General features: G+C 55.1%; 12 protein-coding genes. 7 read left to right on the top strand and 5 right to left on the bottom strand.

Features of this window, described 5'->3' with window-relative positions; genetic code table 11:
- Positions 1–359: 359 nt before the first annotated feature.
- The 4 genes from GGR27_RS19510 to GGR27_RS19495 all read left to right on the top strand — a co-directional run bounded on the left by GGR27_RS19510 (position 360) and on the right by GGR27_RS19495 (position 3,661).
- Positions 360–1,880: a S8 family peptidase gene (locus GGR27_RS19510; protein ID WP_168040550.1), complete on the top strand. Its 1,521-nt coding sequence runs from the start codon at positions 360–362 to the stop codon at positions 1,878–1,880.
- A 117-nt stretch (positions 1,881–1,997) separates the two neighbouring features.
- Complete coding sequence (locus GGR27_RS19505; RefSeq protein ID WP_168040548.1) at positions 1,998–2,774, top strand: SDR family oxidoreductase; 777 nt, start codon at positions 1,998–2,000, stop codon at positions 2,772–2,774.
- The gene (locus GGR27_RS19500; protein WP_168040546.1) at positions 2,774–3,118 is read left to right on the top strand and encodes a cupin domain-containing protein; all 345 of its coding nucleotides are present in this window, start codon (positions 2,774–2,776) and stop codon (positions 3,116–3,118) included. The genes GGR27_RS19505 and GGR27_RS19500 overlap by 1 nt, the downstream gene beginning before the upstream one ends.
- A 3-nt stretch (positions 3,119–3,121) precedes the next feature.
- On the top strand, positions 3,122–3,661 hold the full coding sequence (locus tag GGR27_RS19495) for a hypothetical protein (RefSeq protein WP_168040544.1): 540 nt from the start codon (positions 3,122–3,124) through the stop codon (positions 3,659–3,661).
- 148 nt (positions 3,662–3,809) lie between these two features.
- Here GGR27_RS19495 and GGR27_RS19490 read toward each other — a convergent pair whose 3' ends face one another.
- Positions 3,810–5,288: a tetratricopeptide repeat protein gene (locus GGR27_RS19490; RefSeq protein WP_168040542.1), complete on the bottom strand. Its 1,479-nt coding sequence runs from the start codon at positions 5,286–5,288 to the stop codon at positions 3,810–3,812.
- A gap of 113 nt (positions 5,289–5,401) precedes the next feature.
- On the opposite strand from GGR27_RS19490, the gene serC reads away from it, so the two are divergent.
- From serC to GGR27_RS19475, 3 genes are all read left to right on the top strand, one after another.
- Positions 5,402–6,460, top strand: coding sequence for a 3-phosphoserine/phosphohydroxythreonine transaminase (serC, locus tag GGR27_RS19485; protein ID WP_168040540.1), 1,059 nt, complete (start codon positions 5,402–5,404; stop codon positions 6,458–6,460).
- A 164-nt stretch (positions 6,461–6,624) separates the two neighbouring features.
- Positions 6,625–6,837 (top strand): hypothetical protein, encoded by a 213-nt coding sequence (locus GGR27_RS19480; RefSeq protein WP_168040538.1) that lies wholly within the window; start codon positions 6,625–6,627, stop codon positions 6,835–6,837.
- A gap of 106 nt (positions 6,838–6,943) precedes the next feature.
- Positions 6,944–7,594 (top strand): HAD family hydrolase, encoded by a 651-nt coding sequence (locus tag GGR27_RS19475; protein ID WP_168040536.1) that lies wholly within the window; start codon positions 6,944–6,946, stop codon positions 7,592–7,594.
- On the opposite strand, the gene GGR27_RS19470 is transcribed toward GGR27_RS19475, so the two are convergent.
- From GGR27_RS19470 to GGR27_RS19455, 4 genes are read right to left on the bottom strand one after another with little or no spacing between them, the layout of a single operon-like run.
- On the bottom strand, positions 7,591–8,490 hold the full coding sequence (locus GGR27_RS19470; RefSeq protein WP_168040534.1) for a 5-oxoprolinase subunit C family protein: 900 nt from the start codon (positions 8,488–8,490) through the stop codon (positions 7,591–7,593). The two genes, GGR27_RS19475 and GGR27_RS19470, sit on opposite strands and share 4 nt — an antisense overlap.
- Positions 8,475–9,173 (bottom strand): 5-oxoprolinase subunit PxpB, encoded by a 699-nt coding sequence (pxpB, locus tag GGR27_RS19465; protein ID WP_168040532.1) that lies wholly within the window; start codon positions 9,171–9,173, stop codon positions 8,475–8,477. The genes GGR27_RS19470 and pxpB overlap by 16 nt, the downstream gene beginning before the upstream one ends.
- Positions 9,166–9,780 carry a glycosyltransferase family 4 protein gene (locus GGR27_RS19460; RefSeq protein WP_168040530.1) on the bottom strand — a complete coding sequence of 205 codons (615 nt, stop codon included), beginning with the start codon at positions 9,778–9,780 and terminating at the stop codon, positions 9,166–9,168. Before GGR27_RS19460 ends, pxpB begins: the two co-directional genes overlap by 8 nt.
- A complete protein-coding gene (locus tag GGR27_RS19455) occupies positions 9,707–10,327 on the bottom strand; it encodes a glycosyltransferase (protein WP_168040528.1) in 621 nt (206 codons plus the stop codon). Before GGR27_RS19455 ends, GGR27_RS19460 begins: the two co-directional genes overlap by 74 nt.
- Positions 10,328–10,373 lie beyond the last annotated feature (46 nt).

The raw sequence follows: 10,373 nt of genomic DNA, 5'->3' as shown, positions 1-10,373 counted from the left end.
AAGTTAAGCTGCCCAGCGCCGATGGTACTTGGACATTGCTCCCGGGAGAGTAGGTCGCCGCCAATTTTATGAGAGCCTCATCGCTAACCGCGGTGAGGCTTTCTTCGTTTGGGGAAGACGCTCATCATACATCATGAAAATGCTGCGTTGATTTATGATCCTACGGTTTGTTACAAATAGCGCAAAATAAGTAGGCGAAGTCGCGCTAATTTTGTAAGCCTTCGGCTCCCAAGTAGTTCAGGTTAGGCTCCTGTCTCCGGGCTTAACCTCAATCTTTATGACTGTTTAGCCGTTTGTATAATCAGCGACCGTCGCACATCATCGGTAAGCCTTATTTTGTAGGCAGTAAACAAAGTCCCATGCTAGTACTGATCATTACTTCCCTTTTGCTTTCTCTCTGGTTCTTCCGTAAGAACTTCAAAGACGGCCCACTCTGGATGCTGGGCACCTACCTGGGCATCGGCTTATTGCTATGGACGGATTACCAGTCCGTATTCGTAGCCAGCGAAGCACTGCCCCGCATCATTCGCGACTTCCTTCTACTCGGCATGGTCGGGTTTATCCAGAGCCTGGCGGTAAACAAACGAATATCGGTCTGGGTAGCCATACCACTCATTCTGTTCATATTTGCCCTAGCGCATTTCCTGGAGTTCGAAGCTCCCGGCGAGAATAAAACGTTTACCGACGGTCTCCAGACAACTATGCCGATCGACTACGATGAGGATGGCGAGTTTTTGGTCGAGATCAAACAAGGACAGGCGGGTGAAGCTTTCAGAGCCGATGCTGTTTCCCGGGGCTGGACCCCTAGATCAGCTTTTTTACCAGCCGACGGGCAATCTACTTCCTTAGATGATTATTTTGTACTGGATGTCGAAGACGTACAGAGTGCTGCAGAAATACTGCAAAATCTGCCGTCCGTTGCGTACTTCGAGCCAAATGAGGTGATTCAATTGAGCCCAATGGAGTTGAACGAAGTCGCCCCGAAGACGGGTACACGGAGTTCGTTGTCCATCAACGATCCCTTTACGGATCAGCAGTGGGCAATGGGTGTCCTGAAGATGGATGAGTACTACCGGTTGTTGTCAACAAAATCGCCAGTGAAAATAGCCAGAATTGCTATTTTGGATACTGGGATTGACAGCCAACACGAAGATCTGAGTGACAATTACTTCTCCATCGACACAAAGTACGACAACGACCCAATGGGCCACGGCACGCACTGTGCCGGTATTGCGGCCGGTACTACTAACAATGGAATCGGTATCGGTTCCCTTGCCGGAAGTGGTGACCAGCCATTTGTAGAAATCACGGGCATCAAGGTGTTAAACGCTGCTGGAATGGGTACGCAGAAAAGCATCATCGCGGGCATCATTGAGGCGGTGGACGAGGGGGTCGATATCATCAGCCTATCACTTGGTGGCCCTAGCAACGGCAGCCGTCAGAAAGCCTATTCTCAGGCGGTGAAGTACGCGCACGATCACGGAGCCATTGTCATCGCCGCGGCGGGAAATAGCAACGCTGATGCCTTCAATTACGCCCCGGCAAACGCTACGGGTATGATTACCGTAAGTGCACTCGACCAGTATTTATTGCGCGCGCCGTTTTCCAACAAGGTCGATCGCCTGCAACGTGGTATTGCGGCGCCGGGCGTTGGCATTTATAGCACTACACCGAACAGTACTTACAAAGTATTTAGCGGCACTAGCATGGCCTGCCCCTTCGTAGCGGGCCTCATTGGTGTCATGAAATCTATCGACCCCGAACTGAATGCGGAAGAAGCCTACGATATATTGCAGCAGACTGGCCTTGACGTAGCCGACGGCAAAGTCACCGGCAGGGTCGTACAACCGGCCGCAGCACTCAGGGCCATCGGCAATTGACATCTCACGTTGAACCAACGATTGTTGAGCGAAGAGATCCATTAGATAGTCGAGAAACCGCCTATTCTACCGAGTCAATTTTACAGTATCTTCGGCCATCATCAGTACAGCCGGACCATGGATCTACAGTTAAGCGATAAAACGATTGCCGTAGGCGGAGCAACGAGCGGTTTAGGCCGTGCGGTAGCCGAAGCTTTGCTGGCCGAAGGAGCTACGGTGATTGGTATCGCTCGCACCCAGCAAGATCTGAATAAGATGGGCGCGGTCGCAGGTGCAAAGTTTATTGGCTACGCCGCCGACCTGACCGATGCCACGGCCGTCAAGCACTTAGCCGCTTTCCTGAATGAGCACAAAATTTACGCTTGCGTATTTAACGCTGGCGGCCCACCTACGGGCAGGGTAGAGGACCTGGACATGAACGACTGGGATGATGCCTACCGAAGCACCTTCCGCTGGAAAATTCAACTAACGAACGCATTGCTGCCGGCTATGAAGGAGAAAGCCGAAGGGCGACTGTTGTTTCTCGAAAGTGTTTCCATTAAACAACCCATCGACAATCTGGTGCTGAGCAATGCCATGCGAGCTGCCATGGCGGGCTTCGTGAAAACCTTGAGCCGTGAGATTGGCGAGCAAGGAATTACCGTAAACATCCTGGCACCAGGGTACCACGCTACGCCAAGAATCACGACCGTCCTGGAGAAGTCAGCGGAGATACAGGGCCTCGATCTATCAGCCGTAGAAAGCCAGTTTGCCGCGGAGACGGCCGTAAAGAAAATCGGGCAACCGGCGGATTTTGCAACGATGGCCGCTTTCTTGCTATCTCCCGCCGCAAATTACATCACCGGCCAAACCATTACCGTCGACGGCGGCCTGGTGCGCCACATTACTGGTTAATGAGTACGTTCATAGACAAGAATAAAGACCTTAAACTCATCGAGGTCTTCCCCGGCATAACTGGCCACCTCGTGCATACGGAAGCTTGTACCATCGGGGATTTTTACCTGAAAGCCGGCACGGAACTACCGGTCCACCAGCACCCGCACGAACAGACTTCCACTATTTTGGAGGGCGATTTTGAATTTACCGTCGACGGGACCAAGCGCATATGCCGAGCCGGTGACGTAGCCGTCATGGGCAGCAATGTGCCGCACTCGGGCATAGCACTCACCGACTGTCGCATTATCGATGTCTTCCACCCCGTGCGGGAAGATTACCGGGCGCTGGCCACCAAGAAATAAGCTATGAGGATCTGTTACCTGGGCAACCCGCCGCTGAATTATCCCGTGGAAGTCGAATGGCGGAAGTGGGGGGAAGGCCCCGTCTACGAAATCGACGGCTTAGTACTCTTCGACACCAAAGCTCCCCTGTCCCCCCTGGATTTCAAAAAAGCTTTACTGGCGCAACGGCACGGCCGGACGATTATCTACTTCGGTGAACACGACCTCCCCGCCCCCTTACGTGCCGACCACACTTATACAAGTTTCAACGAGCAGTTGGTTGATACGTACGTAGACCACATCATCTCCAGTCAACGAACCAATTACGAGCCGATCGACTGCAATTTTTACGACAATTTCGAAGCTGCCATCACCGAGCGCCGCCCGGTTCGAATCGAGTTTCGGGAGACGGACGGTACGTCAAGCCGGATCGAAACCCGGCTGTTGAACACAATGACCAATAATGGGGAAGAGTACATCCAGTTTCGGGACGGTACTTGGTTGCGGCTGGACCGGGTGGTTTCCGTGGATGGCGTAGCGGCTGGTGCGAGTTGTCAGTTTTAAACTAAAAAGGCGCGGTCGCGGGTGCCAAGAAAACGGGTAAGGCAAGGAGTTGTGGGTTCACCCACTTTGCTCTTACTAAATTTCTCTGCACCCGCGACCGCGCCAAAGCACTACTGCCCTGGATTGATCAGAAGAAAGCTAGCTTTACTTAAGGCGTCCGAATACGCGTCGTCTCGTTGATCCAGCACTCGACGGTGAAAGATTCCCCCTCCTTCAATCCCCGCTGAAAGACGTCAGAGCGTGACGGCATGTACTGCGTGTACGTGTTGATGAGCTTGTTGGCCTTACTCGTCACCGACTCGTCGAGGCTCTTGGCCCGCTGCCACATGTCGATGGCCGGCCACGTGACAACCTGAGAATTAAAACCGGTGCCGGAGCCACAGAGTGGGCCGCTGCTCGCGTAAAGCGTGCCGATGAGCATATAAGGCTCGCCCGAGCTTGGGTCCGTAGATGAAGCCTGACGGGCCCAAGCGCGCGCCTGACTGAAGCTGCGCAAATCACGATAGTAAATCTTTGCTGTCAACATCTGGTAGGTAAATTTCCGGTCGGCGGGAATATCTGGCATGGCCTCCTCAAACTTCTTCACGGCCTCCCTCGGCTTGCCGTCCTGATAAAGCTGATAGGCGACCTTCACTAGTCGTTGCCACGGAGCGGCGTTCCCACCACCGCCAGCAACTTCGGGCTCCTGGCACTTGCTCGTGAATGCCTGCTTCAGTTCCTGCAGTTCCGGGCTGGATTCAGCGCAACCCCCGAACTTCATCCGGCTGTAAGCGGTGCGGATCTCGTCACAATCATCCGGATTATCCTGGTAGGTTTGGTAGTACTCGTCAACGAAGTACTGACAGTCGTAAAAGCCCTTCACGGTTTCGAAATATTTGAGCGCGCCGGGGGTGTATTCATTAACCTTTTCCCAGGTTGCGCAGTCTTCCCCCGCGCACTCCTTAAGCGCTTTTGCCAATCGGTAACGAAGATTATCAACGGTAGTCTTTGCTTCGGCGTCGGTGAGTTTTCCTTCCCGGTGTAGCTTGACTGTCAAACCGGCCGTAGGGTTGACGACGAAATACTGAAGTTTGTCTTTGCCATCTAACTCTATACTCTCTTTGAAAAGACTGTAAATGTTTTCATCCGTAGCCGAGCCTGGGTAAGTGTAGTAACTGTCGAACGCCTGGATGGCGGCCATGTACCCGTTGCCCGGGTAACACTCGCGGGCTTTCGTGTAGAGGGTAAGCAGCGTATCTCCGTACACTTCTTTCTTGGCCGGGTCTTGCTGGATCAGGTCGTTGTAAAAAGCTACGCCATCAGTGAAGACGGTGCTGCGGCGACCGTCAGCGGCGGGGGAGTTCGCGTAAACTTTGCGCCATTCTTTCATCGCCAGGGTCATGTCTTTTGCCTTGAGGAGTTGGCGGTAGATGACGTAATCCGTTTCCGCCTGGTCGGGGTTGCGGGCGTCGGTAAACTTACCGCAGGGGCTCAGCTCTTCCCCGGGCATGGCGGGCTTGGAGGCCGTACTGGTCTTAGGATTTTTAGCGTTCGTTGTCGCCGGGCCGGCCGCCTTGGGCGTGCAGGAAAAAACCAATGCCGCGAGACAAGAGGCCGCCAGGGAGCGCAAGAATAATTGGATGGACATAAATGAAAATTAGTTTCGTGAAGGATGAAGACGGAATCCAACCTGGGTGTTGGTGTGCGCCTGAGTTTACGGTCAGCAAAAAGGTACTACTTTTGCGGCTCAATTACCCTAATATGAAGATGCATAACTTTAGTGCCGGCCCGGCCATTCTCCCCGCAACGGTTCTGGAGCAGGCCGCCGACGCGGTCCGCGACTTTGACGGGCTTGGCCTGTCGATCCTCGAGATTAGCCACCGCAGCCCATCGTTCACTAAGGTGCTGGCGGAGACGGAATCGCTCGTGCGGGAACTGTTGGACTTGAATGACGACTACGGCGTGATCTTTATTTCCGGCGGTGCGAGTGCCGAGTTTTTTCTGACGGCCATGAACCTGCTCAACGAAGACGAGCGAGCTGGGTACCTGGACACCGGCACGTGGTCTACGAAAGCCATTAAAGAAGCGAAGCTTTTCGGCGGCGTTGAAGTATTGGCCAGCTCCAAGGATAAGAACTTCAACTACATTCCCAAAGGTTACCCTATTCCGCAAGGATTGAAGTACGTACACGTCACGAGTAACAACACGATCTACGGCACGCAAATCAAAGACTGGCCGGAGACTGACGCCCCCCTCGTGGCCGACATGTCGAGCGATATCTTCAGCCGGCGACTGCCGATGGAGAAATTTGGCATCATCTACGCCGGCGCACAAAAGAATATGGGCCCCGCTGGTGTAACCATGGTGATCATCAGAAAGGACCTGTTGGGCACGGTCAAACGGGCGCTGCCCTCAATGCTCGACTACCGAGTTCACATCGAAAAGGGCTCTACTTTCAATACGCCCCCCGTCTACCCCATCTACGTTTGCATGCTGACCCTGCGCTGGGTAAAGGCGCAAGGTGGACTGGAGGCGATGGAGAAGATCAACGAAGCAAAGGCCAAACTGCTCTACGACGAGATTGAACGGAACCCCAAGTTCAAGTGCACAATTCCCGACCCGATCGACCGCAGTTTGATGAACGTAACCTTCGTTACGACGGAGGAGGCCGACACCGCACCCTTCATGGAAGCCGCCAAGGCTGCCGGGGTGGACGCACTGAAGGGCCACCGGTCCGTTGGCGGATTTCGGGCTAGCATTTATAACGCCATGCCAATCGAGAGCGTCCAGGTGCTGGTCGACGTGATGAAGGGTTTCTAATAATTTTACGGGATTCTTTTCCGTTCGGCACCTTTCGGGGGTGCATTCGTCGGCGAAAACGTTGGTTTGGTCGGTTTGAACCGAGTTAGTCCGCGTAAGATTTCTTAAAGTCTTTAACGCGCCCTATTTTGTAACCACTAAGCGATAAACATCAAACCCGCCCGATGAAAACCAGCCAACCCCGTTCCTTTTTACTTGCTGCAATGATAATGTTCGTGCTGAGTGGGCTGAGCTTCGGCTTTCTACTGGGGCAATCACACCAGCAGCGAACGGTGGAAGCGACGGAGCAGATTCGCGCGATGAGTTCGCAGGTAAAAACCGGTGGCGCGCTCGTTGCTCGTGTGGCCCTCAGCGTGCGTAACGTGCTCATTAAGTAAGACAGGAAAACAATTTACGGGGGAGCGCGTCTTCCCTCCACACGACCCGCCCGGTAGCAATACCCGGCGGGTCGTTTAATTTAAAACCCTTTTACGCTAAGTGTTTATGCTCGACAAACAATTCAAAGGGCTCCTCTGTGATCTCGACGGTACCCTGGCTGATTCGGAGCCGCAACACTGTGAAGCCTGGCTCGACGTCCTGAACAATGACTACGGACTGAGTTACGACGAGCACTGGTTCGAGCAGTACGTCGGGACGAGCGACCAGGTTCTGTCCGCTGACGTGATTGAGGCGCACGGCCTATCGGTTGACCAGGCCGAGCTGATTAGCCAAAAGCAGGTGAGATTCCACGACGTCATCAGAACGAGCGGAACTGCTTTTCCGGGAATAAAGGAAGCGTTGCGGGAGGTCGCGGATGCGTTTCCGCTCGCCATCGCCACCAACAGTGGTCGGGCAGATACGGACGTCGTGGTACCCGCCCTGGGTCTGGATTCCTTCACGGACGTGGTTGTGACGGCAACGGACGTAGCGAACCTGAAACCGTCGCCGGATATCTACCTCCTGGCCGCCAAAAAACTGGGTTTGGACCCACGTGATTGTATCGCCATCGAGGACAGTAAGCCGGGGGGCACGGCCGCCAAAGCTGCGGGCTGTTACCTGATCGGGCTCAACGACAAGGTCACCGGCGCCGACGAAATGATTGTGGATAACGCGGCGGCAATTCGGCGGGCGCTGGAATTGCTAAAGCAGAGCTAGTAGAAATCTTGCAGATGGAAAGCAAAAGCACGCCGGAACCCGAACTGATATACCCTGGCTAATTCACCCGGTGCTAGCATTAGGATCCGGGGATAACCACCGACGGTATGGGCGTCCGGCCCCAATATTATCGGACCCGCCGGCGTGAGTTGCACCGTCCCGGGCAGGACGGGAGAGCTAATCATTTGCAAAAGTTCAGAGGCGTGGTCCCGGTAGCTATTTGGAGTATTAGGTTGGGGCAGTAATCGCAATCCCTGTCGGTTGCTCTGCGTACTAATTTCGTAGCGTGCCGTTAAAAGCCCTTCCCTCCGAGTCGGTGAAAGCCAGGTCCATTCCGGCCCCGGATACACGTTGATTGGTGAAGTCATGTCATAAACGGGACCTGGACCCGGCGCGGTGAACTGCTGCTTAACCGCGCCGTCTACGCACGCTAGCAAGTTACTACTCCAGCTTTTTCCAATTTTTATGTTTCCCCCTAATAATAACTCCCTACTGGACAAAATCTCTTTCGACCAGCGACCGTTGAGCGCGAAGTAAGCGAATACCGCACTGCGCGCAGCCCGGCCAACCAGGGTATTCGAATCCCGCAAATCACGTGCCGTTCCTGGTGCTACGGGCTGACCGTCAATCTCCCAGTGCATATCCGCTCCGGTCAGTGCGATGCGGCAATCACCCTGGATTCGCCACGTACCGCCCACCAGCGGAACCTCGATGAGCGGTTGCCCGGGTGGGTTACCCAGCAACTCGTTGGCGAAAGCCGCGGACGGCGGATCTACCGGTCCACCACTCGGGAGGGCTAAATGGCGGACGCCCCGCCGGGCTCCGCTAATCAACTTGGCACTCCCGCTAGCTATCGAGGCCGCGCCCAAATATTCGAGTGTCACCTGATTTTCCACGCTGCTGGGTTTTGTAATAAGTGCGTGAATTTACGGTCGTTTACCCGGGTAAACCTCACGGTATCGCCCGCAGCCAGGCGACTCAAGTTACCAAGGTGCGCTACATTTTCGTTCAGCATGGGCAACGGGCACCGGCCGACAATTCGCCACCCCCCGGGGCTCACCCGCGGATAAATTGCCGTTTGATTTCCCGCAATGGCGACCGAACCCGCAGTAACCGACGCGCGGGGAGTACTCAGGCGGGGCACCGCCAGGCGATGGTCGGTCACGCCGAGAAAGCCAAAACCCGGGCTAAAACCGAGTTGAAAGACGCGGTAGTCCCTACCGCAATGAAGGTTGATCACCTCATCTTTAGTCAATTTCGTCAACGCCGCTACGTCTTCTAGGTCAGGGCCACCTTCGCCGCCGTAGAGCACGGGTAGGTGATGTATTATATTTTCTGTGTTCCAGTTGTCGGGCATTTGCAGCTCGAAAAGCCGATCCATGTCTACTTCACGCACTGGCCGATCAAACACGACCATTAAGGATGCGTAGGCCGGTACGCAGTCAGTGACGTGGGGCCAGCCGGCCAGTGCTTCCCGGTAGGCGTGCACGGCATCGTTCACGGCGGGGTCGATGATGGTCTCCCATTCCAACAGAACGGCGAGGGGGCCGTACCGAAATATGCGCCGGGGCTTACGCACGTGTGGCTTGGTCGTAAATGAGTAGTAATTGCTGACGGATGGCGCTGGCGGCGTAAAGTTTTTTGGCCCTGGTCGATAAATCCGCCCGCCGTACCGGGTTATCACGTCCATCGTGCACCATTTTCTGCATTGCGTTGAGAAGAGCCGCGTAGTCATCCACATCAATGAGTTCCCCCTGTTCTGAATCGGTGACGATCGACTCGGGGCCGCCACACTGGGTAGCGATCGTTTTTAGCCCGCAGAGCTGCGCCTCCAGCATTACGACGGATTGGGTTTCGTAGTCGCTGGTCAACAAAAATGCGTCGGCGGCGCGCATGAGGTCGGCAATCTCGGTGAGTGAGTGGGGGCCTGACACGTTGATCTCTGGTTGGTGACCGTTACTGCTCGGGTGCTCCGGGGCCAGGGAAGCGATTAGCTCGGTGAGTTGTGCGATGTCCCCGTCACCCGCAATCGTCAGGGAAACGTCGGGGTGAGTCTGCCAGACTTCGTAAAAAGCACCGATTATTAGGTCGAGCCGCTTCGCGGGGCTAAAATTACTGACGTGTAAAAACCTGAACGTTGGTGATTCCGACCACTCCGGGGGGGGGGTAGAAAGTCGTCTCGTCAACTGAGTTAGACACGACTTGGTACTTACCCTTGATACCGTGGCGCTCCATGCCCGCCCGCAAACCCGGGCTGACGGGCATGATCAAGTCGGCGCTGCTGGCCGCCCGTGTCGCCAGGTATCGCTCCATCACCCTGAGTAGCGGCCACGGCGCGAGCCACCGGGAAGCGTGCTCCGTAACGACAAAAGGGATGCCCCACTTGCGCGCTAATTTCGCGGCGACGATGCCACCGTCCACCAGTACGTGCGCGTGGATGAGGTCGAAACCGTCGCGAAAAGTCGACACACCACGGCGCCAGGCATTGCGCCTCGCCAGAATACGCTGCACCCGCGGCCCCGCCCCCGAATAATAGATGCGGACAACGTTTAAGGGACCCTCCCGCTTTTTTTCTAACCGTTGATACCCAGTGGGTTCTCTAAAATCCGATGTAACTGCCAGTACGGTGACTTCCCAATCGTCCGCCACCAGCTCGGCGAGGTTTTGTACGAAGTTGCCATCGGCAGGGTAAACGCGGTTGGGGTACCAGGCCGAGATGACGAGTAGACGCATGGGGTGAAAATAGGTGTTAAACCCGGAGCACGCGAGCTTAATTGTA

Source organism: Neolewinella antarctica (assembly GCF_011927835.1).
Classification (GTDB): Bacteria; Bacteroidota; Bacteroidia; order Chitinophagales; family Saprospiraceae; genus Neolewinella; species Neolewinella antarctica.
This window is presented reverse-complemented; position numbering and strand designations above follow the sequence as displayed.